The sequence below is a fragment of the Loktanella sp. F6476L genome (assembly GCF_023015725.1).
Classification (GTDB): Bacteria; Pseudomonadota; Alphaproteobacteria; order Rhodobacterales; family Rhodobacteraceae; genus Yoonia.
Map to the genome: position 1 here is coordinate 75,951 of NZ_JALKAR010000004.1, position 24,730 is coordinate 100,680.

33 protein-coding genes are annotated in these 24,730 nt (G+C 56.7%); 1 reads left to right on the forward strand and 32 read right to left on the reverse strand.

All coding sequences use genetic code 11. The annotated features are described in order from the left end of the window. Positions 1–6: 6 nt before the first annotated feature. From nuoI to MWU61_RS10025, 23 genes are all read right to left on the reverse strand, one after another. Positions 7–501, reverse strand: a complete 495-nt coding sequence (gene nuoI, locus MWU61_RS09915) for an NADH-quinone oxidoreductase subunit NuoI (RefSeq protein ID WP_247128208.1) — start codon at positions 499–501, stop codon at positions 7–9. Beyond that, a complete protein-coding gene (locus MWU61_RS09920; RefSeq protein WP_247128209.1) occupies positions 498–719 on the reverse strand; it encodes a hypothetical protein in 222 nt (73 codons plus the stop codon). Before MWU61_RS09920 ends, nuoI begins: the two co-directional genes overlap by 4 nt. Position 720: 1 nt before the next feature. Next, positions 721–1,761, reverse strand: coding sequence for an NADH-quinone oxidoreductase subunit NuoH (gene nuoH, locus MWU61_RS09925; protein WP_247128210.1), 1,041 nt, complete (start codon positions 1,759–1,761; stop codon positions 721–723). A 9-nt stretch (positions 1,762–1,770) separates the two neighbouring features. Further along, on the reverse strand, positions 1,771–2,142 hold the full coding sequence (locus MWU61_RS09930; protein ID WP_247128417.1) for a hypothetical protein: 372 nt from the start codon (positions 2,140–2,142) through the stop codon (positions 1,771–1,773). Between the two features lie 18 nt (positions 2,143–2,160). Then, entirely contained in the window at positions 2,161–4,179 is a 2,019-nt protein-coding gene (gene nuoG / locus MWU61_RS09935; RefSeq protein WP_247128211.1) for an NADH-quinone oxidoreductase subunit NuoG, read from the reverse strand. A 137-nt stretch (positions 4,180–4,316) separates the two neighbouring features. Next, positions 4,317–4,724 (reverse strand): DUF5333 domain-containing protein, encoded by a 408-nt coding sequence (locus MWU61_RS09940; RefSeq protein WP_247128212.1) that lies wholly within the window; start codon positions 4,722–4,724, stop codon positions 4,317–4,319. A 111-nt stretch (positions 4,725–4,835) separates the two neighbouring features. Continuing rightward, positions 4,836–5,069, reverse strand: coding sequence for a hypothetical protein (locus tag MWU61_RS09945; protein ID WP_247128213.1), 234 nt, complete (start codon positions 5,067–5,069; stop codon positions 4,836–4,838). Next, on the reverse strand, positions 5,066–5,533 hold the full coding sequence (locus tag MWU61_RS09950) for a DUF3291 domain-containing protein (protein WP_247128214.1): 468 nt from the start codon (positions 5,531–5,533) through the stop codon (positions 5,066–5,068). The genes MWU61_RS09945 and MWU61_RS09950 overlap by 4 nt, the downstream gene beginning before the upstream one ends. Beyond that, positions 5,530–5,850: a hypothetical protein gene (locus tag MWU61_RS09955; RefSeq protein ID WP_247128215.1), complete on the reverse strand. Its 321-nt coding sequence runs from the start codon at positions 5,848–5,850 to the stop codon at positions 5,530–5,532. The genes MWU61_RS09950 and MWU61_RS09955 overlap by 4 nt, the downstream gene beginning before the upstream one ends. Before the next feature lie 10 nt (positions 5,851–5,860). After that, the gene (locus MWU61_RS09960; protein WP_247128216.1) at positions 5,861–6,253 is read right to left on the reverse strand and encodes a hypothetical protein; all 393 of its coding nucleotides are present in this window, start codon (positions 6,251–6,253) and stop codon (positions 5,861–5,863) included. 115 nt (positions 6,254–6,368) lie between these two features. Next, on the reverse strand, positions 6,369–6,788 hold the full coding sequence (locus MWU61_RS09965) for a hypothetical protein (protein ID WP_247128217.1): 420 nt from the start codon (positions 6,786–6,788) through the stop codon (positions 6,369–6,371). Between the two features lie 58 nt (positions 6,789–6,846). Then, positions 6,847–7,251: a hypothetical protein gene (locus MWU61_RS09970; protein WP_247128218.1), complete on the reverse strand. Its 405-nt coding sequence runs from the start codon at positions 7,249–7,251 to the stop codon at positions 6,847–6,849. Then, positions 7,251–8,537, reverse strand: a complete 1,287-nt coding sequence (gene nuoF / locus MWU61_RS09975) for an NADH-quinone oxidoreductase subunit NuoF (RefSeq protein WP_247128219.1) — start codon at positions 8,535–8,537, stop codon at positions 7,251–7,253. The genes MWU61_RS09970 and nuoF overlap by 1 nt, the downstream gene beginning before the upstream one ends. A gap of 6 nt (positions 8,538–8,543) precedes the next feature. Then, on the reverse strand, positions 8,544–8,768 hold the full coding sequence (locus tag MWU61_RS09980; RefSeq protein ID WP_247128220.1) for a DUF5337 domain-containing protein: 225 nt from the start codon (positions 8,766–8,768) through the stop codon (positions 8,544–8,546). 12 nt (positions 8,769–8,780) lie between these two features. Beyond that, entirely contained in the window at positions 8,781–9,689 is a 909-nt protein-coding gene (locus MWU61_RS09985; RefSeq protein ID WP_247128221.1) for a hypothetical protein, read from the reverse strand. 161 nt (positions 9,690–9,850) lie between these two features. Further along, positions 9,851–11,065 carry an NADH-quinone oxidoreductase subunit E gene (locus tag MWU61_RS09990; protein ID WP_247128222.1) on the reverse strand — a complete coding sequence of 405 codons (1,215 nt, stop codon included), beginning with the start codon at positions 11,063–11,065 and terminating at the stop codon, positions 9,851–9,853. Between the two features lie 53 nt (positions 11,066–11,118). Further along, positions 11,119–11,415 (reverse strand): hypothetical protein, encoded by a 297-nt coding sequence (locus tag MWU61_RS09995; RefSeq protein WP_247128223.1) that lies wholly within the window; start codon positions 11,413–11,415, stop codon positions 11,119–11,121. Between the two features lie 20 nt (positions 11,416–11,435). Continuing rightward, positions 11,436–12,674: an NADH-quinone oxidoreductase subunit D gene (locus MWU61_RS10000; protein WP_247128224.1), complete on the reverse strand. Its 1,239-nt coding sequence runs from the start codon at positions 12,672–12,674 to the stop codon at positions 11,436–11,438. Continuing rightward, the gene (locus MWU61_RS10005) at positions 12,671–13,555 is read right to left on the reverse strand and encodes a sulfotransferase (RefSeq protein WP_247128225.1); all 885 of its coding nucleotides are present in this window, start codon (positions 13,553–13,555) and stop codon (positions 12,671–12,673) included. The genes MWU61_RS10000 and MWU61_RS10005 overlap by 4 nt, the downstream gene beginning before the upstream one ends. 6 nt (positions 13,556–13,561) lie before the next feature. Beyond that, the gene (locus MWU61_RS10010; protein WP_247128226.1) at positions 13,562–14,176 is read right to left on the reverse strand and encodes an NADH-quinone oxidoreductase subunit C; all 615 of its coding nucleotides are present in this window, start codon (positions 14,174–14,176) and stop codon (positions 13,562–13,564) included. A gap of 4 nt (positions 14,177–14,180) precedes the next feature. After that, the gene (locus MWU61_RS10015) at positions 14,181–14,714 is read right to left on the reverse strand and encodes an NADH-quinone oxidoreductase subunit B (RefSeq protein ID WP_247128227.1); all 534 of its coding nucleotides are present in this window, start codon (positions 14,712–14,714) and stop codon (positions 14,181–14,183) included. A 226-nt stretch (positions 14,715–14,940) separates the two neighbouring features. Next, the gene (locus MWU61_RS10020; protein ID WP_247128228.1) at positions 14,941–15,252 is read right to left on the reverse strand and encodes a hypothetical protein; all 312 of its coding nucleotides are present in this window, start codon (positions 15,250–15,252) and stop codon (positions 14,941–14,943) included. Between the two features lie 223 nt (positions 15,253–15,475). After that, positions 15,476–15,841: an NADH-quinone oxidoreductase subunit A gene (locus MWU61_RS10025; protein ID WP_247128229.1), complete on the reverse strand. Its 366-nt coding sequence runs from the start codon at positions 15,839–15,841 to the stop codon at positions 15,476–15,478. 192 nt (positions 15,842–16,033) lie between these two features. Between MWU61_RS10025 and MWU61_RS10030 the strand changes: the two genes are divergently transcribed. Beyond that, on the forward strand, positions 16,034–16,873 hold the full coding sequence (locus MWU61_RS10030) for an aminoglycoside phosphotransferase family protein (RefSeq protein ID WP_247128230.1): 840 nt from the start codon (positions 16,034–16,036) through the stop codon (positions 16,871–16,873). Here MWU61_RS10030 and MWU61_RS10035 read toward each other — a convergent pair. The 9 genes from MWU61_RS10035 to MWU61_RS10075 form a co-directional block, all read right to left on the reverse strand. Then, complete coding sequence (locus tag MWU61_RS10035) at positions 16,870–17,646, reverse strand: crotonase/enoyl-CoA hydratase family protein (protein ID WP_247128231.1); 777 nt, start codon at positions 17,644–17,646, stop codon at positions 16,870–16,872. The genes MWU61_RS10030 and MWU61_RS10035 overlap by 4 nt on opposite strands. Positions 17,647–17,649: 3 nt before the next feature. Continuing rightward, the gene (locus MWU61_RS10040) at positions 17,650–18,507 is read right to left on the reverse strand and encodes a hydroxymethylglutaryl-CoA lyase (RefSeq protein ID WP_247128232.1); all 858 of its coding nucleotides are present in this window, start codon (positions 18,505–18,507) and stop codon (positions 17,650–17,652) included. An 84-nt stretch (positions 18,508–18,591) separates the two neighbouring features. Next, positions 18,592–19,254: a glutathione S-transferase family protein gene (locus MWU61_RS10045; protein WP_247128233.1), complete on the reverse strand. Its 663-nt coding sequence runs from the start codon at positions 19,252–19,254 to the stop codon at positions 18,592–18,594. Then, positions 19,251–21,197, reverse strand: coding sequence for an acetyl/propionyl/methylcrotonyl-CoA carboxylase subunit alpha (locus MWU61_RS10050; RefSeq protein ID WP_247128234.1), 1,947 nt, complete (start codon positions 21,195–21,197; stop codon positions 19,251–19,253). The genes MWU61_RS10045 and MWU61_RS10050 overlap by 4 nt, the downstream gene beginning before the upstream one ends. A gap of 15 nt (positions 21,198–21,212) precedes the next feature. Beyond that, positions 21,213–21,875, reverse strand: a complete 663-nt coding sequence (locus MWU61_RS10055) for a hypothetical protein (protein WP_247128235.1) — start codon at positions 21,873–21,875, stop codon at positions 21,213–21,215. Between the two features lie 18 nt (positions 21,876–21,893). Continuing rightward, positions 21,894–23,453 (reverse strand): carboxyl transferase domain-containing protein, encoded by a 1,560-nt coding sequence (locus MWU61_RS10060; RefSeq protein WP_247128236.1) that lies wholly within the window; start codon positions 23,451–23,453, stop codon positions 21,894–21,896. Then, the gene (locus tag MWU61_RS10065) at positions 23,450–23,926 is read right to left on the reverse strand and encodes a lysozyme inhibitor LprI family protein (RefSeq protein ID WP_247128237.1); all 477 of its coding nucleotides are present in this window, start codon (positions 23,924–23,926) and stop codon (positions 23,450–23,452) included. Before MWU61_RS10065 ends, MWU61_RS10060 begins: the two co-directional genes overlap by 4 nt. Further along, positions 23,926–24,432 (reverse strand): lysozyme inhibitor LprI family protein, encoded by a 507-nt coding sequence (locus MWU61_RS10070; RefSeq protein ID WP_247128238.1) that lies wholly within the window; start codon positions 24,430–24,432, stop codon positions 23,926–23,928. Before MWU61_RS10070 ends, MWU61_RS10065 begins: the two co-directional genes overlap by 1 nt. Then, positions 24,429–24,728 (reverse strand): hypothetical protein, encoded by a 300-nt coding sequence (locus MWU61_RS10075; RefSeq protein WP_247128239.1) that lies wholly within the window; start codon positions 24,726–24,728, stop codon positions 24,429–24,431. Before MWU61_RS10075 ends, MWU61_RS10070 begins: the two co-directional genes overlap by 4 nt. Positions 24,729–24,730: the final 2 nt, after the last annotated feature.

The window sequence follows — 24,730 nt, forward strand, 5'->3', positions numbered from 1 at the left end:
CAAGGATCATCGGTAAGGCGCATCCATTTCGAGGTTGCGTGCGATTTCGGCTTCCCAACGGTCGCCGTTCGCTAGCAGTTTGTCTTTGTCGTAGTACAATTCTTCGCGCGTCTCTGTTGAGAATTCGAAGTTTGGACCTTCGACGATGGCATCCACTGGGCAGGCTTCTTGGCAGAAACCGCAGTAGATGCATTTTGTCATATCGATGTCGTAGCGTGTGGTCCGGCGCGATCCGTCGTCGCGTGGCTCCGCGTCGATGGTGATCGCCTGCGCAGGACAAACCGCTTCGCACAATTTACATGCAATGCAGCGTTCTTCGCCGTTTGGATAGCGACGCAACGCGTGTTCACCACGGAAACGCGGGGACAAAGGCCCCTTTTCGTGCGGATAGTTCAACGTCGCTTTTGGCGAGAAGAAGTATTTGAACCCAAGCTTGAAGCCTTGGAAGAAATCCTGAAGCAAAAAGTACTTCGCGGCGCGGGTATAATCGATTTGGGTCATGGGCGGGTCTCCGAACCAGTCACGTCTAGTTTGCCGATTGCTTCATCAATTTGCACAAGAAACGCAGCTTTTTCGGCCCGCTGCGTTTTTTGGTCGCCGAATTGGGCGATATATTCACCGACGGTCATTTTACCGTCTTCAGCCGTTTGACCAGCCAGAATGTCGCTGCGCATCTGACGCAAGTCTTCGAGCGACATTTTGTTCAGCTGGTTTGCCATATCAGCCGCCTACTGCCCAGCGTGCCCAGAAGCCGCCAAAGACTTCGAACTTTGCCATGAAGGCGATGAACACGACCCATACGAGGGACATTGGCAGGAAGACTTTCCAGCCGATCCGCATCAGTTGGTCGTAGCGGTAGCGCGGTGTGATCGCCTTCACCATGGAGAAGAAGAAGAACACAGTCGCCATTTTCAGGATCATCCAGAACACGCCGTCCGGCAGGAACGGCAGTGGGGACAACCAGCCACCAAAGAACAGCAGCGAGATCAGCGCGCACATCAGTACGACGGCCATCAATTCGCCGATCATGAACAGCAGGAATGGGGTGGACGAATATTCAACTTGGTAGCCAGCCACCAATTCTGATTCCGCTTCGGGAAGGTCGAATGGTGGGCGGTTAGTTTCAGCCAAGGCGCTGATAAAGAACAGGAATACCATAGGGAAGTGCGGCAACCAGTACCAGCCGAGGATGCCGTAGCCTGTGTCTTGCGCTGCAACGATTGACCCGAAGTTCATCGAACCGGTTGAGATAATCACACCGATGATGATCAGGCCCAATGACACTTCGTAAGAAATCATTTGCGCGGCAGACCGGAGCGAGCCGAGGAACGGGTATTTCGAGTTTGACGCCCAACCGCCCATGATCACGCCGTAAACTTCCAGCGATGACACAGCGAAGACAAACAGGATCGCCACGTTGATGTTGGACACGACCCAACCGTCGTTGAATGGGATCACCGACCAAGCGACAACCGCCAGAACGAAGGAAATCATCGGGGCAAGGAAGAAGACACCTTTGTCAGCGCCCGCAGGCACGACGATTTCTTTGACGATGTATTTCAAGAAATCCGCGAAGGACTGCAGCAGGCCGTAGGCACCCACCATGTTCGGCCCTTTGCGCATCTGAACAGCCGCCCAGATTTTACGGTCCGCATACATCAAGAAGGCCAAGGCGACCAACAGCGGGATCAAAACCAGTAGACACTGGCCCAACATCACAAGGACCATGCCTAGGTTTGTATTGGTGAAAAACTCAATCATTGTCGTCCCCTACACCGTTGGAATTCCGGACTGACCGCAATCTGCGACAGTCACTTCGGCGTCAATTGTTCGGCTACCCGCGGGCAGCGCTGGCGAAATCACAAAGACCGCATCGCCGGTCCATGTTGCGCCCTCTTGGGCGGCAGTCGTGCGCACGTGGCGCGTAAATCCATAGCCCCGGATCAGGGTATATTGGGCGGCAGCACAGCGGGCGTATTGATCCACGTCCGCTTGGGTCCGTGCACCTGTCATGCTGACCCGAAAGTTCACCAGATCACCGTCCAGCAAACGCGTTTCAATCCCGTTATAAACAGGCGCAAAGGTATCGCGGGACACGTCGGCCCCTGATCCTGTGCACCCCGCAAGGGCCAGCGCGCTTATGACGGCGACAGCTTTCACTTACTCGGCGGCCATCGGTGCGTTTGCGCGGGCTTTGGCGTTGGCGGACAGTTCCGCCATCAGCTGGGATGCCCGTGCGATTGGGTTGGTCAGGTAGAAATCAGTCACGGCGTTCACGAAGTCCGCTTTGCCCGGTTTCTTAGCCGCGATTGGCTGCCAATCGTTTTCTGCGACGACGTCGATGTCACCCAAATGCGGATGCGCCGCAACGATGGCAGAGCGCAGCTGCGCCATGGAATCGTATGGCAATGTCGCCTCGAGTTCCGCAGACAATGCCCGCAGGATCGCCCAGTTTTCTTTGGCTTGACCTGGTGCATGGGATGCACGCATCGCAAGCTGCGGGCGGCCTTCGGTGTTTACGAACAGACCGTTTTCTTCGGTGTAAGCTGCACCCGGCAGGATCACGTCAGCGCGGTGTGCGCCACGGTCGCCGTGCGAACCCTGATAGATCACGAACGCACCCGGTTTGATTTCAACTTCGTCCGCGCCAAGGTTGTAAACAACCTCTGCCCCGTCCAATGCCGCTTCAAGACCGCCTTCGGTCACGGCACCCACGTCCATCGCGCCGACGCGGCTGGCCGCTGTGTGCAGAACGAGGAATTTGGATTGTGCCGCGTCCGCCGCTTTCATCGCTTGGCTTAGCACCGCTTCACCGTCAGCTTCTGTCAATGCGCCTTGGCCGACGATCATCACACCTTTGGTGCCGTGTTTGTCGGAATGGTCCAAGCCAGCAAGATCAACCAGATCGTCACGACCAGAGCCAATTTGCTTGATGTCGAAAGTCAGATCATCATTTGAGCCGATGCGGGCAACGTTCGCGCCGCGTGACCAAGCCTGACGCAGACGCGCGTTCAGCACAGGAGCTTCCAGACGCGGGTTGGTCCCGATCAGGACCATCATTTCCGCATCGTCGATATCTTCGATCGCAGCAGTCCCCACGTAAGCGGACCGGTTGCCGATTGGCAGCTTCGCCCCGTCGACGCGACATTCGACGTTACCGCCCTGCCCTTCGATCAGTTGTTTCAGCGCAAATGCAGCTTCAACAGGTGCCAGATCGCCAACGAGACCTGCAACCTTTTTGCCTTTCATCGCGGATGCGACGGCGGCAAGCGCTTCGGGCCAGCTTGCTTTGCGCAGCTTACCGTTTTCGCGGATGTAAGGTGTGTCGAGACGCTGACGACGCAAACCGTCCCAAACGAAACGTGTTTTGTCGGAAATCCATTCTTCGTTCACGCCATCATGGTTCCGCGGCAGGAACCGCATCACTTCACGGCCTTTGGTATCCACGCGGATGTTTGACCCAAGCGCGTCCATCACGTCGATGGATTCGGTTTTGGTCAATTCCCACGGGCGGGCGGTGAAGGCGTATGGTTTGGACACAAGCGCGCCGACCGGACACAGGTCAATGATGTTGCCCTGCATGTTCGAATCGAGCGTTTCGCCCAGATACGATGTAATCTCTGCATCTTCACCACGGCCTGTCTGGCCCATTTGATGGATGCCTGCGACTTCAGTCGTGAAGCGCACACAACGGGTGCAGGAAATGCAGCGTGTCATGTGGGTTTCAACGAGCGGGCCGAGATCCAGATCTTCTGTCGCGCGCTTTGGTTCGCGAAAGCGGGAGAAATCGACGCCGTAGGCCATCGCCTGATCCTGCAGATCGCATTCGCCGCCTTGGTCACAGATCGGGCAATCCAGCGGGTGGTTGATCAGGAGGAACTCCATCACGCCTTCGCGGGCCTTTTTAACCATAGGGCTGTTTGTTTTCACAACAGGCGGCTGGCCTTCTGGACCGGGACGCAGATCGCGGACCTGCATCGCACAGGAAGCGGCAGGCTTTGGCGGCCCACCGACAACTTCAACCAGACACATGCGGCAGTTGCCCGCGATGGTCAGACGTTCGTGGTAACAAAACCGCGGGATTTCCACGCCTGCTTCTTCGCAGGCCTGGATCAGGGTCATTGCCCCATCCACCTCAACTTCGGTTCCATCAATGACGACTTTTTTCAGATCAGACATATCGCGCCTTTTCGTTCCGCATGCAGCACCACACATGAAAATGCGTGACGGCTTTGGAAGGCGTTCTAGCGGATGGTCGCACCCGATACCAGACGCTAGGCCATCTTTTTGAAGCTGAAATGTGAGGTTGTTAACCCTTACCCGCGCAACAGGTAACCGATCGTGGATTCTTTTGCGATTTCAGCACGTCCAACCGTGCAATGTGACGCGGCATTTCCGGGTGTGGCCCCCATCGCGGCAAGCCGCTGACGTGCGATTGCTTCAAGACGGTCTTGTTCGCCTTTGTCTTTGCGGAACGCGTCAATCTGCGCGGACGTAAACCCAAGGCCCTTGGCGTGGTTTTGAAGCTGGTTCAGATAACCCAGACCGCGCAGGGTCCGCGCCGAAATACTATCGCAGACTTCGGAAATCTCGTAGGCGATTCCAACTGCGATCAAACCTTCGGTGACATAGCCGACATCACGGAGCGACTGCTGTGCCGTGGCTGCGTTAGTCATCAGTCCAAGGGACAGAACCCCAGCGGTGGCGATTTTTGAAAGCGTCATTGTTCGTTATTCCTTTGTGCGAGGCACATATACTGCGTTGGTGAAGACATTGGGTGACGGGCCTTGATATTCAATATCAAGAGCCGTTTGCCGGCAATCTTCGGCCCAAATTCATGACCTGCGTTTGCGGTCGCGCGTTGGGCTAATCCCGCCTTTTGCTTTGCGTAGAAACGCAATTGTCAGGATCAATCCCATACCGCCTAACACGAATACGAAGCCAAGCGCCCATTTGGGTGCAATGCCCGCTTCTGTTGCTTGATAGGTGTACCAGCTTGGCCCGCCCGTAATGATCGCTGTTGCGATTGCTGCCAAAAAGCTGAGCAATCCGTCCCACATCGTCTTCATAAAGTGTCGTCCTGTTTTGTCATATGGGACCAGCCGAATGCATGATCGGAATCGCCATGCTGTTTCAGGTGGTCCAAGCGTGCCAATGCTTCGTCGATTGTCGGGGTATGGCCCGCAGGAACCCACCACATCACGAAATGCTTGTCGGCCAAGGCTTCAAACCATTCGGCTTTGCGATCCATGAATTTCTTGTGGAGCGTCTGGTACACAAAAGTCTTGAGGCTGTCGTAGTCTTCCCAAACGGTCAGGTTGGCCACAAACAACGGATCACCGTCCAGCTTCACATCCGTGTTCCCCGTCCCCGGTTCGCCCGACCCTTCCATCATCCACACAAACCCCGGCATCCGTTTGCCAAGCCCGTTGATCCGGTCGAGATTATTCATGAAATCGGCGACGCGCAGGTCATCCGTCGGGGCGACAAGGCGTCCAACATTGAGTTCGGCGAGGTGCTTTGTTTGGGTCATGGGGCTGTTATTAGTTGATATCCTTGAACAAGCAATAAGATGAAAAAGCAGCAACAGAGAATTGCAACAAAACGCTCAATCCCGAGAGTGAGTTCGAGTAGCAAACCAATGCAGGCTTGCGCGATTGCGTAGACACCGATCAGCATGACGAACCCGCCAACAAATGACAGCCATGACGCCGTTTCAAATGCATAAATCTGCAAACACATCAGGATGCCGCCAGTCGCAAACATGCCAAATGCAATCGCCAATTCACCCATTGCTTCGGAAATATCTTCGCGTTTTCGGTCCTTGTTCCTCGTGGGCAGTAATTTCATAACGAGATCCCTACCCTGCACGCTTTAGAAATGAGCCAACCAACGTACCGTTGTCCATTTCACGCGTGCCGTCGCTGCAGCTGTCGGATGATGGCGATACTGCGAGCCGCAAAAGAACGCTTCCGCCAAAGTCAGCAAGCATACCGGAATTTAGACCAGTCATCGCTAAAGCCGTCGGGTTGCGTGTTCCAGTTCGGTTCGCGATCCGCGAGTTCGCTTCCACTGGAATTCCCATCCTGTCTGCAAAATCAAGTAGCATCTGCGGATCATCCTGCTCGAGACGCGCCATTTCATTGGTCAGGATATCATTGCGCCGCGCGATGGCGGCCCGATCAAGTTGAAGAGGCAAGCACGCTTGAACGATATCACGCGCGCGTTTGCTGGCGACACTTTGATCCAGCATGAAATCATACATCTGCTGGGCCGACGTGAACCGGATTTCGCTTGCGTCAGTTATCGGAGTATTTGCCGAACACGCCGACAAGAGCCAAACCAGACTTAGCCCACAGACATGCGCCCTAGAACGCTTCGAAAACAAAGAAACCATCCACATCCACTTTGCCGTTGGGACCGTCGTTATAGCCGTAAATCTGGGTTTCGCCCGCGCCTTGAATGCGACCGACAACGATGGCGGCGTAGTTGAAACCGCCTTGGTCGAAGAATTGGTGATGCGTGATTGTGCGGACCCGTTGCCCATTATCAAGCGTGCAGACCAGTTGCGAATTGAAGATGTTGCCGACGACTTTGAAATAGTCGCCGTTCAGGACCACGGATTTGTCGACTGCGATGCCTTCGCCGACTACGTCACATTGGCCACGATTGAATGCCGTCATGTCCATCACAAGGCCAAGCTGGCCATCGGGGACTTGGGGCCGTGCCGGTGCGCAGGCCGTCGTTGCGATCAAGGCTGTTGCAGTGATGGCTTTTCTGAATGACATGGCGGTCCCTTTCGGCATTTTCCATAGCCTAGCAAGGACGTGTCGGATGTCCATGCACCTATGAGGCGATTAAAACCGCGCTCAGCGCAGATTTCCGCGCGATTTCACCGGTTCCAACGGCACAAAGGTTGGTGTCGGTCAGGGGTGTTTCGTAACGCGCTTGCAAAGAACGGGTTGCGACGTCCTCTTCAAGATCAATGGCGCGGGTGTTGGCCGCCGCAGCAAGCCCGCGTCGTCCACCGCCAAAACGGTGGGCAATCAGGGCTTGGTTAAAGCGATCATTGAAGGAAATACTTGGGCAGGCATTGGCGACCTTTTGGGCCAATGCCGTTTGCGCAAAGAACTGCGCGTCGGTCGTCGCCAGAAGTGCGGCGACAGCCGTCGGGTCCCCTTGGATCATTGGGGCAGGACGCGGGGCACAGCCCGCGACCATCACTACCAAAAGGACCGCCAGTTTCTGCATTATTCAGCCGCGATCACGCCGCGCTTGGACTTAATGCGGTCTTCGATTTCGGGACGGAAGTTCTTGATCAAACCCTGGATCGGCCACGCAGCCGCGTCACCCAGCGCACAGATTGTGTGACCTTCGACCTGCTTGGTCACGTCCCAAAGCATGTCGATTTCTTCCGGATCGGCCTCGCCTTTGACCAGACGTTCCATCACGCGCATCATCCAGCCCGTACCTTCACGGCACGGCGTACATTGGCCGCAGCTTTCGTGCTTGTAGAATTTGGCAAGACGCCAGATCGCTTTGATCATGTCGACAGAGTTATCCATGACGATCACGGCAGCTGTCCCAAGGCCGGAGCCCAGTTCACCGCGCAGGTAATCGAAGTCCATGATCGCGTCTTTCATGTGCTCGCCGCGCACACATGGTACGGACGATCCACCGGGGATCACAGCCTGCAGGTTATCCCAACCGCCGCGAATACCGCCGCAGTGTTTTTCGATCAGTTCTTCAAACGTGATCGACATTTCTTCTTCAACCACACACGGGTTATTCACGTGGCCGGAAATCGCAAACAGCTTGGTGCCAGCGTTGTTCGGACGGCCCATGCCCGCGAACCAACTGCCGCCACGGCGCAGAATGGTCGGGACTACAGCGATTGATTCGACGTTGTTCACCGTTGTCGGGCAGCCATAAAGGCCAGCGCCCGCAGGGAATGGCGGCTTCATCCGCGGCATACCCTTTTTCCCTTCGAGGGATTCGAGCAGTGCTGTTTCTTCACCGCAGATGTACGCCCCTGCCCCGTGGGACAGGAAGATGTCGAAATCCCAGCCGGAACCGCAAGCGTTCTTGCCGACAAGACCCGCGTCATATGCTTCGTCGATCGCGTTTTGCAGCGCTTCTTTTTCGCGGATGTATTCGCCGCGAATGTAGATGTGGCAGGTGTTTGCGTTCATCGCGAAGGATGCGATCAGGCACCCTTCGATCAATGTGTGCGGATCATGGCGCATGATCTCGCGGTCTTTACATGTGCCCGGCTCGGATTCATCCGCGTTCACAACAAGGTATGCCGGACGACCATCCGATTCTTTCGGCATGAACGACCATTTCAGGCCAGTTGGGAAGCCCGCACCACCGCGTCCACGCAGACCGGATGCTTTCATTTCGTCGACGATCCAATCGCGGCCCTTTTTAATGATGGCGGCAGTGCCATCCCAATGTCCACGCGCCTGCGCACCTTTCAAAGTGCGGTCATGCATACCGTAGATGTTGGTAAAAATGCGGTCCTGATCTTTGAGCATCGTTTCTCAGCCTTTGTCGGTCTGGCGGGCCCGCCAGAGTTGATAGGTGTTCCATAGCGCAAACCCGAAACCGGCGAGCGCTGCAAGGTCAAAAAGTGCGATAACCCGATTGGGCCACCCGTATTCTTTGCCCAATGCGGTGAACAACACCCACAAAACACCAGTCGCAGCCATAATCAACGCGACGCGTTGCCCTGCCTGTGCTTCTGTTGTCTTTCCTGTGGGTGTCATTCTTACACGGCGTTAGTAAACGCCGCCTTTCTCTACTTTCTTGGAAAATTCGGTATCGCCACCGGCGGCCAGAATTTTCGCTTGATCGACCCAGCCATCACGGCTGACGCGGCCTTTGAAGCCTTTGAGGTTTGCATCGACCCAAGCCACTTCTTGTGCGGACCAGCCAGCGACCTGATCAAAGTGGTATACGCCCATTTCATTGAGCATATTTTCCATCTTTGGACCGACGCCTTTGATTTCCTTGAGGTTATCAGCGCCACCGTCACGGGCGGCTGTCAGCATCTCGGGCTTCGCGCCTTCGTTTTCGCCTTCAATCACGCCGTCGCCGTCGTAGTCTTTGTCGCCAGCATCGCCTGTCATTTCAGCAGAGGCTTCGGCAACCTTCGCAGGTGTGTCCAGCTTTTCGTCGACAACAGGCGCTTTTTCAGCAGCAGCACCGCCGCCTTCGTATTTCCATTCGCCTTTGCGTGCGGCCAGATCGTCCTGCCCTGGTAACGCCGCGGATGAAGTCACCTTGGCCGCAGCCGAAGCACCATCTGTTTTGACCTGCGGATCGGTCATTTCGACCGCTTTCGCTTCTTCATCTTTCATCGCAGCATCTGTCGTGATCTGCGGATCAACAGCAACGGCCGTCGTTTCATCAGCAACATCGCTTGTCGCAGCGGCAGACGCGGCGGTGCTGGCAGTTGGCGCAGTCCCTGCCCCGACACCAGCCGTGCCAGCCTCGACCGGACCGGACGCAGGTTCGCGCCAGCCCAACATCAAGATGATGGCGACGATAATCGCGATTACAATTGCAAGAAAAAGGGCGCCCAGAAAACTCCAGTCGAACACCACAAAGGATAGCGCACCGCCGATAAAGCCGAACAGGCCGGCGACGACGAGGATACCCATACTTATTGGCGCAGTATTATTCATAGCAGTCTAATCTCCATACAAGCGGCGTGTGTTACCACCATCTTAACAGCTAGGGATCGGGCGCAAACTGCACCTTTCATCCCCCCACGGGGCATAGATAGCCCATTTGTGCGGAATCTGATAAGAAAATGTGAATTCATACAGGCCGCCGCCTGTTGCGATTACTCCTCTGCGAAGGCTTTGGCCTGAGAAACCCAGTCATCCCGAATGATCCGGCCTTTGAATTTCAGGCGATTATCAACCCACTGAATTTCGTCGGACGTCCATTTGGCAATCTGATCAAAGTGATAGAAACCGAGGTCGTTCAGCACGCCTTCCAGTTTCGGGCCAACGCCGCTGATCCGTTTCAGATCATCTGCCCCGCCTGCACGTGCAGCGGTCAGAACCTCTGGTTGCTTTTCAGGGCCGTCTGCGGCAGCGACAGGCGCTGGTGCTGCTTTGGCCTTAGCGGCTGCATCGGTCTTACCCTTTGTCGCAGCTGGCTTCGCCGCCGGTTTAGATTTTGGTTTCGCCTTTGAAACTGGAGTATTTTCCGCGTCAGCGATTTCTTCTTTGCGACGTTCTTCGGCCGCGCGCGCTGCTGGCGTTTTCTTCGCATCAGCCGCATTTTCAGCAGCTGTTTTCTTTGGCGCAGCCTTCTTTTTCGCGGTAGGTTTGGTTTTCACTTCACCATCCAACCATGGCGTCAAAATCGGCACTTCGGTTCCGTCGATCCGTTTGACCGTATCGCCGATGTCTGTCGCCAATTGCACAGATGCGTTGTATTTGGTTTTGCCGCTATCGTATTCAGTCAACGATGTCAGACCCTTAAGCGGTTCAGCCGCGTAACGGCCGTTCTGCGGACCCGGTGTCGGAACCTTGCCAGCAGCCAGTTCGTCGATGATTTCGGACAGACGTTCTGCGGTCAGGTCTTCGTAGTAGTCTTTGCCGATCTGAGCCATTGGCGCGTTTGCGCAAGAGCCCAAGCATTCGACTTCTTCCCACGAAAACTTACCGTCAGCGGACAGTGCATGCGCCTTATCCGCGATCTTGTCTTTACACACACCGATCAGATCTTCCGCGCCGCAGATCATGCACGACAGCGTGCCGCAGACCTGAATATGCGCCACAGTCCCAACAGGTTGCAGCTGGAACATGAAGTAGAACGATGCCACTTCGAGCGCACGGATGTAGGCAAGGCCCAGCATTTCCGCGACATATTCAATCGCCGGACGGGTCAACCAGCCTTCCTGTTCCTGCGCACGCCACAGGATAGGAATAATCGCAGATGCCTGCCGCCCTTCTGGGTATTTTGTCGTCTGAGCTTCGGCCCATTTCTGGTTCTCAGGCGTGAAGGCGAAGCTTTCGGGCTGATCAGGGTGTAGTCTACGCAGCATCTTAGGTCTTCCGGTTCAGATCGGGGCAGCAGCCGTTAGCGGGCCGCAGGCCGTTAAATACAGTTGTTTGACGACAGACGGACGGTGTCCGTGCCATCCGGCGCAAGTACGCCATCAGTTTCAAGTGCGACGGTCAGTGTCGCAAGCTGGTCTTGGTTGATCGAGGCTTGGGACATGATCGGACCAATTGTTGCGATGTTGATCACGCAGCCGTTGGCTTCGATCGCCGCGACAAAGCGTTCTTTGTCCGTCAGTTGACGCGTCGGCGCTGACGCTTCTTGCGTGCCGGAACACGCCACCAATGTCAGGGCGGCAATAATAGCAAATCCGGATTTCATCATGATCTTCATCCCCTACTCTTTAAATAAAATCAGCGGTCAATTTCACCGAAAACGACGTCCATCGTCCCGATGATCGCAGCAACATCAGCCAGCTGGTGGCCCGTTGCGACGTGATCCATCGCCTGCAGGTGCAGGAAGCCCGGCGCACGCAATTTCGCGCGGTACGGTTTGTTGGACCCGTCCGCCACGAGGAACACGCCGAATTCACCTTTCGGGGCTTCAACAGCCGCGTAGGTTTCGCCTGCTGGGACGTGGAACCCTTCGGTGTAAAGTTTGAAGTGGTGGATCAACGCCTCCATCGACGTTTTCATCTCGCCGCGCGTTGGCGGTGTCATTTTACCGCGTGCCATCACGTCACCCTTTTCATGGCGCAGCTTTTCGCAGGCCTGACGGATGATGTGGGTCGATTGGCGCATTTCTTCCATGCGGCACAGGTAACGGTCGTAGCAGTCGCCGTTTTTGCCCACAGGCACTTGGAATTCGAATTCATCGTAGCATTCGTAAGGCTGCGCGCGGCGCAAATCCCATGCGAGGCCAGAGCCGCGAACCATGACACCCGAGAAACCCCAGTCTTGGATTTCTTCTTCGGTCACAACGCCGATATCGCAGTTCCGCTGTTTGAAAATCCGGTTTTCGGTCAGCAGCCCGTCGATGTCGTCGATGACTTTTGGAAATTCCACTGCCCATTGATCAATGTCTTCGATCAACTGATCAGGCAGATCCTGATGCACCCCACCCGGACGGAAATACGCGGCGTGCAAACGCGCACCACATGCGCGTTCGTAGAACACCATCAGTTTTTCGCGCTCTTCAAAGCCCCAAAGCGGTGGCGTCAGCGCACCCACGTCCATCGCCTGCGTCGTGACGTTCAGCAGGTGGTTCAGCACACGGCCAATTTCGGAATAGAGCACGCGGATCAGCGACGCACGACGCGGCACTTCGGTGCCTGTCAGCTTTTCAATCGCCAGACACCAAGCGTGTTCTTGGTTCATCGGTGCCACGTAATCGAGACGGTCGAAGTACGGCAAGTTTTGCAGGTATGTCCGGCTTTCCATCAGCTTTTCGGTGCCACGGTGCAGCAGGCCGATGTGCGGATCGCAGCGTTCGACGATTTCGCCATCGAGTTCAAGCACGAGACGCAAAACGCCGTGTGCCGCAGGGTGTTGCGGGCCAAAGTTGATGTTGAAGTTACGGATCTTCTGTTCGCCCGTCACCGCATCGGTTGAGCCGTCATCGTAGGTGTTTACCCGGATATCGCCGTCCATCATGTCAGGACCTCTCTGTTTTGGTGCCAGCGGTCGGGCAGTTCGCCCATCAGCCGTTCAACGTAATCATAATGTGGGATCAGCATCTCGCGCACGAGCTGCGCGCGGGATGGATCAAGTTCAGCGGGTTTTGACGCATGGATCACACGATCAAAGTCCCCAACGCGCGGGGCAAGCCCCAGAAACGCGCAAATTTTGTCAACAGAGGCTTGCGTGAACAGGCCTTCGTAGAATGCAACATGCAGCCGTTCGCGCGGGATTACGTTCAGGATGCGGGTCAGCATCCCTGTGTAATCGGACCGTTTCGCGACGCCGTTTTCGTCACCCTTTAGCAGGCGATCAAACAGGTGGTTGGCCTTGTCGGACAGAGTTTCTCCGTCTTTCACGCGCCAGCCTGCCATCATGCGTAGATTAGACCACAAACGGTCCAACGGGTCACGCAGCAGCATCACAAATCGCGTATCCGGCGCCATGTCGCGCATGCGGACCAGTGTTGGTTCGTCCATCAAACCGTAGGCCGGTGTGATGTCCCCGACAAGTTTCACGTCACTGCCAGCGTCGCGTGTCAGAAAATCTGTGTAGCCGGTGTGATCTGCCCCACCCGACTTCATGACTTTGATCCACGCTTCAACCTCGTCAATCCGGAGGTCAAGACGCGCCGCCTTAGCTTTGTCTGCCATCAGCGATTTCGCGAGCAGATCAGCGCGGACCGTTTCCAGCCGGATGATTTCCTTTTCGCGATGCTTCGGCACGGCGCGGTCAAAATAGTGCAGTTCTTTGATATTCGGCAAAGCGCATTGCGGATGGTCGCACAGGTAACGGTGAAGCCAGGATGTCCCTGCCTTCGTCGCACCTAGACCAAACATCAGCGTTTTGTCGTCCATCAAGGATTAACCTTTTGCCTCAGCGTCTGCTTTGTCATCCCCCGGAAGGATGTATTCGGCCCCTTCCCAAGGTGACATAAAGTCGAACTGGCGGTATTCTTGGACCAGTGACACCGGCTCATAAACAACGCGCTTTTGCACTTCGTCATAGCGGACTTCGGTGTAGCCAGTCGTCGGGAAATCTTTACGCAGCGGATAGCCACGGAAACCGTAGTCGGTCAGGATGCGACGCAGATCAGGGTGGCCTGAGAACAGGATGCCGTACATGTCGAAGATTTCGCGTTCGAACCAGTTCGAAGACGGGTGTACGGAAATAATCGACGGCACCATGTCTTGTTCGCGCACCTGTGTTTTCAGGCGGATACGGTGGTTCTGGTACATCGACAGGAAGTGGTAGATGACGTCGAACCGCTTTGCACGGCTTGGGTAATCAACAGCCGTGATGTCCACGAGGGACGAAAACTGGCAAGAGCCGTCCGTTTTCAGGAATTCCACGAAGGACACGAGGTTGGACGCGGATACGTTCAACGTCAACTCATCGTTCGTGACGTCCCACGACAAAACGCAATCAGGGCGTTTCAGTTCGATGTGCTGGCCAAGTTGTTGGAGTGCTTCGGTCATCACCTTACCTCACGATTGTGCCGGTGCGGCGGATTTTGCGTTGCAACTGAAGGATACCGTACAGCAGCGCCTCGGCTGTTGGCGGGCACCCTGGAACATAGACGTCCACTGGGACGATCCGGTCGCAGCCGCGCACTACGGAATAGCTGTAGTGGTAGTAGCCGCCGCCATTCGCGCATGACCCCATAGAGATCACATAGCGTGGTTCCGGCATCTGGTCGTAAACCTTACGCAGTGCGGGTGCCATTTTGTTGGTCAATGTGCCGGCCACGATCATCAGGTCAGATTGACGCGGGGAGGCTCGTGGCGCTGTCCCGAACCGTTCAAGGTCATAGCGTGGCATCGACGTGTGCATCATTTCGACCGCGCAGCAGGCCAACCCGAAGGTCATCCAGTGCAAAGAGCCGGTCCGCGCCCAGTTGATCATGTCCGCCGTGGATGTGACCAAAAAGCCCTTATCCTGCAATTCTTGGTTCAAAACCTGAGTCGCGTGCTCTTTGTCGGCGCCAGCGTCATTCAATCCCGTAGCGATACCCATAACGATGCCTCTTCTTTGATCGATCATGTGCCACCTGCAGATGCGGCACAGCTTCGCGATTGGGAGTATGCGGCACGCCCGGAAAGGTCAAGCCGACAGTGCCCCGTCGCAGGGGGTGAATTTAACATTATCGAGGCAAATAAAGTATGAATGTCAGGCGGTTATACCCAAGTGAAATACTCAGGTATACCCACCTCGCGTCGTCAAGTCGCAGGTACAACCGCCATCATGCGCTGCGCTTTTTCTGAAGGGCATCGACCGCCTCTTCCGCGAAATCCGTCCGAAGCTGGTATTGGCCAGACGCTATGATAAAATCTGGAGCATCAAAGTTAATGATCGAAAAGGTTTGACGCAGATGTGTGCCTGAGATCGGGATATAATCGGGGTCTTCGCCCGTCATTTTGTTGTATAGGCGGCCACCGAACCAACGGCTTCTTCGCTTTGCCGCAATCGCGACCTGTTTACGATAATGCAGTATCTGAAGCAGGCCGTCGTCGTCGTGCGCAATGACATCTGCCGCTTTGCTTGCTGCGGACATGACTGACCCAAGTCCCGCAGTTGCCGCGTCAGATATACCTGATTGCGTTGGCGAAGGCCCCGCGACTATTTTCATAATTGGTTTGTTCATCCCGCGAACATAGCTGACCAAATGCACACGCTCAACGGGTGTAACTGCGCATTTTCACGCATCACTTACCAAAGAAAAAAGCCGCCCAAAATCTTGAGCGGCTTTCAAATTCACTGGGGTGTCGCGAATGGGGTTATTCCCACTCAAGCGCGCCCTTTTTCCATTCGTAGGCGAAGCCCGCTGTCAGCACGCCCAAGAATACCATCATGGACCAGAAACCGACCATGCTGACGTCTTTGAATGCCACAGCCCAAGGGAACAGGAACGCGACTTCGAGATCGAAGATGATGAACAGGATCGATACGAGGTAGAACCGCACGTCGAATTTCATTCGTGCATCGTCAAAGGCGTTAAACCCACATTCGTATGCGGACACTTTTTCCGGATCAGGATTGCGGACCGCAACAACGGCCGCTGCAAGGATCAAGATCACGCCCAGCGCAATCGCGAGGCCCAAAAAGATCATAATCGGCAAATATTCAGTCAGCATCTCTTGCACGGGTGGTCCTTTCCCTAACAGGCAGGGGGTGACCCCGCCTCTCTTGGCTGGCTGACACTTACCCTTGGCATCCGGAAGGGTCAACGGGTCGGACGCCCGGATGCGTTCAAAATTTTCTGCGATCTTTGTCCGTTTGTTCACCGGATCGAAAGCAATGACGACAATCGCATCCGCGCAAGGCAGAGTTTCGTCATGGATGACCTATTACACCATTTTGCCGTCTCGCTGCCCAGCCATGTGGCCGACACCCCGATTGCGACCATTTGGAAAGTCACGCAAGCGGATGGCACGCCAGCAGCGGTGAAGTTGTATAAGGATGGATCAGCCGGGGAAGAAGCGCCGGGATTCGCGCTGCTGCGCGCATGGGATGGGCGTGGCGCTGCAAGGCTGTTGGGGCGCACGAAAGGCGCTGCCTTGTTAGAATGGCTCGACGGTCCGACATTGGGCGATATGGTGAGGGACGGATCAGGGGAAACAGAGACGATCGAGCTGGGACAAACGGCCCGTCGCCTGCATGCGCAAATTCCGATGCTCACTACCCCCCTGCCATCGCTGGCGGACCGGTTCAACGCGCTGATGACCGCCCGTTATGCAACCACATGCCCGAAGGCGACGCAGGTCACGATTGATGCGGCACGTGGCCTCGCGGCCAATCTGTTGTCCAATCAAAAGGACATCCGCCCGCTTCATGGCGATTTACATCACGACAACATCAAAGGCAGCGCGCGCGGGTTTCTTGCGTTTGACGCGAAGGGGGTCATGGGCGAACGGACCTATGATCTGGCGAACGCGCTGCGCAATCCTGTTGGCGCGGAAGACTACTACCGCCAGCCTGCCGTTATTCTGCATCGCGTGAAGATATGGTCCGCGGCGTTCGACGTATCAGAAACTCGATTGCTGCAATGGGCCGCGGCGCATGCGGCCCTGTCCTTGGCATGGACGAACAACGGGCTATTCGATCAAGAAGAACCGGCCGAAATCGCCCTTATCGATCAATTCCTGACCTTTGCGCAGCAAGCAACACGGGCCTAGGCCCAGCGCGGTTTGCGCTTTTCAAAGAACGCGGCGATTCCTTCTTGCGCTTCATCGCTGGCCCATTGCGCCAACAAGGCCGCGATACTGCGATCCATTGTGGCGGCATCGATCTTGGAGCCATAACTGCGGGCGTAGGCCTTGGCAGCAGCCACCGCACCGGGGGCGCACGCCAAATATGGATCCACTTCGCGTGCGATTGCTGCATCCAGATCGGCGTTCGCTACAACGCGGCTGACGATCCCGAGATCCTTGGCCTCATGCGCATCAAAACGACGGGACGACATGAAGACTTGGCGCGCGCGACCTTCGCCCATGCGGGCCATTACGTACGGCCCGATTGTTGCAGGGATAAGCCCGAGCTTTGTCTCGGTCAGACCAAACGTCGCAGCCTCGCTGGCCACGACCACGTCGCACACGCAGCAAATGCCGACCCCGCCGCCAAATGCATCGGCGTGCACGCGACCGATCAAGGGTTTCGTCATGCTGTTCAGGGCTTGTAACATGCCGGCGATCCGGCGCGCTTCAACCGTACGTGCAGCGTCGTCCGCTTCCATCTGTGCCCGCATCCAACCCAAATCACCACCAGCGCAGAACACCCCACCTTCAGCCGCCAGCACCACAACGCGCACGGCGTCATCCGCGTCAAGCTGGGCTGCCATTTGCGTCAATTCGTCCATCATCTGTGCGGATAGGGCGTTCCGCTTTTCAGATCGCGCCAACGACACCGTCGCCACACCGCGCGCATCAACTGCTAGTTTCACGTGATCCATCTTTTATCCTTTCATGCTACGAGCTAATGCCGCGGCCTGCGCAATGACGTCGCCGTCAACGCCTGTTGTGTATCCAAGCGTTGTGACATGGGCCAAAACCGCTTCCGTTGCGACATTGCCGGGCGCACCGGGTGCGTAAGGACAGCCGCCAAGACCGCCAACTGCGCTATCGAAATGGCGCAGCCCTTTACCCAGTGCGACGCCCACGTTTTCTAACGCCTGCCCGCCCGTATCGTGGAAATGCCCCGCCAATTGATCTGCAGGCGCAATATTCAGAACCGCATCCAGCATCGTCGCAACACGCGCAGGTTCACCACGCCCCAACGTATCACCAAGCGACACCTGCATCGGGGCAACGGCACGCAAATCGGCGACGGCCTTTGCGACGGCCTCTGGCTGGGTAGGCCCATCAAACGGACAGTCGGTGATACAGGACACATAACCGCGGACCGGAACACCTACCGCCTCAGCCGCGCGCACAACGGGTGTCAAGCGTACAATCGATTCAGCCACAGAACAATTCAGGTTGGACTGGCTGAACCCTTCAGAGGCAGAGATGAACACAGCCACCTCAAATGGCCCGCTCGCAAAGGGGGCGAAGCTTTCCCAGCCGCGCATGTTGGGGACCAAAACGCCGTAGGTACAACCGGCCATGCGCGTCATCTTCGTCAAAACATCAGGCGTATTGGCCATCTGCGGAACCCATTTGGGGCTTACGAAAGACCCGACTTCGATATCGGTCAACCCAGCGGTCCCCAGCAGATCAATCAAGGCAACCTTATCCGCAACCGAAATCACGCCCGGTTCATTCTGCAACCCGTCACGCGGGCCAACCTCGTGGATCGTCACATGTTCAGCCATCGTGCAGCCCCATTTCTTTTGGTCTTAAATATCTCGGGGGTATGGGGGCTGGCCCCCATGTCTTCCCCAGCCAAACCCGCCACATCATTTTTCAACCGGCCACGGTGGGTAGAAATCCTTAGCATAAAGCGCGGGCTCATTTTGCGGCGGTAGCGCCTTTTGAAAAGCCTCCCGCGTGGTCAATCGATCGTACCAAGCTGTCACCTTCGGAAAGGCGTCCAGCGGCACAAAGTGGGTCGCCATATAGATGGCCTGCCCCACACTGATGTCCGCTGCGGAAAACCCGCTGTCCAGCAGGTATCCCGACTTGGTAAGCCCCGTCTCGACCGTCCCAATCGTCTTGGCCAAACGGCGGGCTTCGAGGTTCATCACAATTGGGCTGCGCATGTGGTCTTCAAAGAGCGCCACGTGTTGTTGGGTCAATGCCGCGCAGTGCTGACTGATTGTTTCGGCAAAATGGATCCAGTTGAGCCAAGCATATCTTTCCGGATCACCGGCTAGCCGCCCCAAGCCCGCGACCGGCGCATATTCGCAGAGCACTTCGGCGATTGCCCCGCTTTCAAACAGCACCTGCCCGTCGATTTCGAGCGACGGGACGCGTCCGGCAGGGTTCAGCGCCAGATATGCCTCTGATTTGATCGATGCGTCGAAGGGGTAGACCTGCAATTCGAACGGCACACCCAATTCATGCAACAGCCAGAGGCTCCGCATTGATCTTGTTTGGTGGCAATGATGCAGTCGGATCATGATGTGTCCCCATCTGCCGCTTCCAATGTGACCAATTCGGCGCCAGCCACGACTTGGTCGCCCAGCGCCGCGCCGAGTTTTGCGACCACGCCGTCGCGCGGTGCGCGCAGCACGTGTTCCATCTTCATCGCTTCAAGCACCACAAGCCGATCGCCTTCGGACACCGCTTGCCCAACGGTCACGGCAACGTCTTGGATCAGGCCCGGCATCGGGGCCATGACCGCATCACCGCTGCCCGCAGAGCCTTCACGCGCGAGCGGATCAACGATATCGAAACAGGTCGCCGTGCCCCCAAAGACAGTCACCTGTCCAACATGACGAACAGCTTTAGGAAGCGCCTTCGCCGCGCTTCGCCAACCGCCCGTCCCACGTGTCAGGCGGATGGTCCCGAACGGTGTTGTAACATCACAGGTATTGCCATCGACAAAGGCCACCACAGCATCGCAATCATCGTCCCCCAATCCCAAGTGGACGGTTTGCGGAAGCGGCTGCCACAGTGCAAAGCCCGTCATTGGCCCATCGGCATCGGTAAGTCCTGCGGCACAAAACGCAGCAGCCGCGACATCAAGTGCCGTCGGATCGTTTTGCGCTGTCAAGGCGTCGATGTCCCGCGCGATCAGGCCTGTATCCACATCGCCCGCCGCAAAGCCCACGTGCCGTGACAATGCGCCAAGGAAACCGACGTTGGTTGTCGTGCCCGCCACATGGGTCGCGGCTAAGGCATCACTCAACTTGCGCAAGGCCGTCGTCCGGTCTGGCCCATAGGTCGTGACCTTGGCAATCATGGGATCGTACCACGGTGAAATCGTATCGCCTTGGGTGACGCCGCTATCAATGCGGGCGGTTTCAGGGAAAGACAGATGCGACAGCGTGCCAATCGCGGGCAAAAAGCCCGCGGGGACATCTTCGGCATAGAGACGCGCCTCGAACGCATGCCCCGTGATCGACAGATCGTCCTGTTGTATCGGAAGCCCCTGCCCCGATGCGACCAGCAATTGCCACGCGACCAGATCAACGCCGGTGATGGCCTCTGTCACGGGGTGTTCTACCTGTAGGCGCGTGTTCATTTCCATGAACCAGAAGCCGTCAGGATGAAGACCGTTTGATCCGTCCACGATAAATTCGATCGTGCCGGCCCCTGCGTAGCCAATTGCCTTTGCAGCGGTGACCGCCGCATCGCCCATGGCACTGCGCATCGCATCGGTCATGCCGGGCGCTGGGGCTTCTTCGATGACCTTCTGGTGGCGGCGTTGCAGCGAACAGTCGCGCTCGAACAGGTGCACCGCATCTGTGCCGTCGCCAAAGACCTGCACTTCGATATGACGCGGGCTTTGGATGTATTTTTCGATCAAAACGTCAGGATTGCCAAAGGCGGTTTTCCCTTCAGCCTGCGCGGAGTTCAGATTTTCCAGAAAATCTGCGGCCTTCTCAACCAAACGCATGCCTTTGCCGCCGCCACCGGCCACGGCTTTGATCAGCACAGGATAGCCGATTTTGTCGGCCTCTGCCGCGAGCAGGTCTGGGTTCTGATCCGCCCCGTGATAGCCCGGCACAACGGGCACGCCCGCCTTGATCATTAAAGCCTTGGCCGCGTCTTTCAGCCCCATGGCGCGGATCGCGTCGGCGCTTGGTCCGATGAACTTAAGACCCGCCTTCGTGACCGCATCCACGAAATCGGGGTTTTCGGACAAAAAGCCATACCCCGGATGGATCGCTTCCGCGCCCGTGTCCAATGCTGCCTGAATGATCAGGTCACTGCGTAAGTAGCTGTCTGCGACAGGCGCAGGCCCGAGCCGTACTGCTTCATCCGCGGTTCGGACATGCAGCGCATCTGCGTCCGCATCTGAATACACAGCCACCGTTTTCACGCCCATATCGCGGGCCGTCCGGATAATGCGGCAGGCAATTTCGCCACGATTGGCTATGAGGATTTTGTTAAACATTGAATATATCCTGCATCAATTCAGTTCCCGCTTTACAAAATCGGGCAACGGCCAAGCATCCCGATCAACGTCCATGATCCCTTTCACCCCACCGTGGCGAAACGCATGGTTAAGCAAATCGATGTGCAACGAGATGGTCATCGCACTGAGCGCGGCATCGACCTGTGTCTTGGTTTTCGCGATCTCGTCTTCCAGTTTTTGCCCGTCAGGAACCCCCTTAAAGAGCTTTGGCAACGGCAATGATGAAAGCGCCAATTTCCCCGCGTTCAACGCGACCAAAAGCACAACGTTTGCCGCAAAATTTGTCAGGTTATTGCTGAAGACGTCGAAAGCATCCAACCAGCTAAACCACCCGTTACCTTCTGCATTTTGAGCCTTTAAAGCCCCGCGTGCCGCCTCAAATTCTTGTGCAAAGCTTGTGCGAAATTGCCGAGCAAATTGAGACCGCGAAAAATCTTTGCGCCCCGCCCAAACCTGAATACGAGGTCGGACAAACACCCCACGGCGTGAGGATTCAACAAATTCCTCAAAGTCGAAAATGAAGTAATAATCCTCCACTTCAGGTGAATTATGGATGATGTAAACGGGCACATCCACAACGCGCCCAAGTTGAGGCCACGCTAGAGATGGCACCATAGACTTTACGCCTTGAGCGACAGACAGCTTGGGAACCTTCATGTTAAGCCACCCACTTCATCACATCCGAAACACGCCGAACCGCGTGTCCTCTATTTCTTTGTTCATGGCAGCTGCGAGCGATAGCGCCAGCACCTCTCGTGATTTGCGCGGGTCGATGATCCCGTCGTCCCAAAGCCGCGCGGATGCGTAGAGCGGGTGCGATTGTTCGGCGAACATATCGATGGTGGGCTGTTTGAAGGCTGCCTCTTCTTCTGTTGACCAGTCTTGTCCCGCGCGGTCCATCGCGTCGCGCTTGACTGTTGCCAGCACCCCCGCCGCCTGTTCACCGCCCATCACGGAAATCCGCGACGTGGGCCATGTCCACATAAAGTCCGGCGAATAGGCGCGTCCGGCCATGCCGTAGTTGCCTGCCCCGAATGATCCGCCGATGACCATCGTGATCTTGGGGACGTTGGTCGTGGCGACAGCCGTCACCATCTTGGCGCCGTGCCGCGCGATCCCTTCGTTTTCGTATTTCTGGCCGACCATAAAGCCGGTGATGTTTTGCAAAAAGATCAAAGGAATTTTGCGTTGCGAACACAGTTCAACAAAATGCGCGCCCTTTTGTGCAGCTTCCGAGAACAGCACACCGTTGTTCGCGATAATCCCGCAGGGCCAGCCGTCGATGTGGGCGAAGCCTGTGATCAACGTCTCACCAAACCGCGCCTTGAATTCGTCGAACCATGACCCGTCGACGATCCGTTTGATGACCTCTCGGCTGTCGTAGGGCGTGCGTAGATCAGCGGGCACCACGTCGAACAGCGTTTCTGGGTCCAGCGTGGGTAATTCCGGCACCTGCCGCGTCGCTGCGTTCACGGGTGGCAACGCGCAAGACGCCACCGCTTGCCGGACCAGCGCCAGCGCGTGCGTGTCATCTTCGGCCAAATAGTCCGCCACGCCCGATAGGCGCGTGTGCACATCCCCGCCCCCAAGGTCTTCGGCTGTCACAACTTCACCCGTTGCGGCTTTCACCAAAGGTGGACCCGCGAGGAAGATCGTCCCCTGCTCTTTCACGATGATTGACACATCCGCCATCGCGGGCACGTATGCCCCGCCTGCCGTACAGGACCCCATTACGGCTGCAATCTGCGGGATGCCTTTCGCGGACATCTGGGCTTGGTTGTAGAAGATGCGGCCAAAGTGGTCGCGGTCGGGAAACACTTCGTCTTGGTTCGGCAGGTTCGCACCGCCTGAATCCACCAGATAGACGCAAGGAAGATGGCAGCTTTCTGCGATTTCCTGTGCGCGTAGGTGTTTCTTGACGGTCATCGGGTAGTACGTCCCGCCTTTCACCGTCGCGTCGTTGCACACGATCATCACCTGACGGCCTGACACCGTGCCGACGCCCGCGATCACGCCAGCACAGGGGGCCGCCCCATCGTACATGCCATGCGCTGCTGTCGCCCCGATTTCAAGAAACGCCGAGCCGGGGTCGAGCAGGTTGGCGACACGGTCGCGCGGTAGCATTTTGCCGCGCGACACATGCCGTGCGCGGGACTTTTCGCCGCCACCGGCAGCCGCTGTTTGCGCAGCAGTTGCGACCTCGGCCAATGCCGTTTCGTGTATTGTTCTACTCATGGCGTATTCCTTGCTAAGTCGCGCAACGCGAGCGCGCGGCTGGCGGTCATCGTCAGTTGGCAGCTTGCGGATACAACGGACCGGATCGTCCCGCCGATCCAGCGTTGGTATCGCATTGAACAATCCGCATCGCGAAAGGCAATCCACGCGCGTTGGGCGTCGCGCAGGCTGATCGTCAAATCGTCACCACCCACGTCATCGAATAACGTGCGGGCCTTGGCGTATTCTTCGTTTAATATCGCGTCCCACACGGCGGTTTCCGCAGACAGGCAATCGACGATCCCGATTGTTGTGCTGCCACCCGGAAGGGCCTGACAGTCATTTGCGGCATCCGCCACGCATTGCGGCAGCCCTTCCCAAGCAGGCGCGCTATCGGCGCAGGCGCGAATTTGAACTTCGGAGACCGTGAGGGTCTGGCTAGAGACAGGCAGTGGCGCCAATCCCACTGCGATAATGATCCCAAGACGCCGCATTATAGGCCCAAAGCCGTGCTTTGCAGCCGGAATGTCTGTTCAGCCGTCAATTGCGCAAGGCAATCGATGTGAACCAACTGCCCCAAGGTGCCACCATCAAACTGGCGCTGTTCATAGGCGCAAGTGGCGTCGCGGTACGCAATCCACGCCCGTTGCATTTGCACCAAGCGGTCGACCATCGACACGTCGTCAAAGCTGGTTCCGTTGTTTTGGTTGTCCAAGTCCTGTGCGAGGTCATGCACGATGCCGTATTCTGCGTTCAGCATGTCATCGAACAGGTCATATTCGAATTGAAGACAGGCTGTCATGCTGCGTGTGTTGAAGCCACCTACTGACGCATCAGCGCAGGCGTCGGCCGAAAGACCAATACATGCGCGCCTTTCCACAATTGTGCCCGCATCAGCGAGGCAGGACGTTGTAGTGTTCTGGTCATAGGCTGCGTCTTGCGCTGTAACCGTGACGGGAAATGCGACGAGCGCCGCAGTGCAAATCAAGTAGCGTATCATGCTTTTGGATCCTGTGACGTTTCAGACCCGCGCAATTGCCCGCGTTGGCCCGCAAAATATGAATAAATAATCCCGCTCGGATGGGTACATCGCACGACCAACCGAACATCGGTTTGTAAATCTGGCACGGCGAGGCAGTCGGATACATCCGCTCCGTCCCCGTGATCATCGACGTAGGCCTGTGCAAACTGCGTGATAATCTGCGTTTCGGTCACCGGCTGGCCCAGTTGCACCCCCAGATAACCGGCCACGATGGCCAGTGCTGCGATAGGCGCGATGATCCAGCGGCGCGTCATTC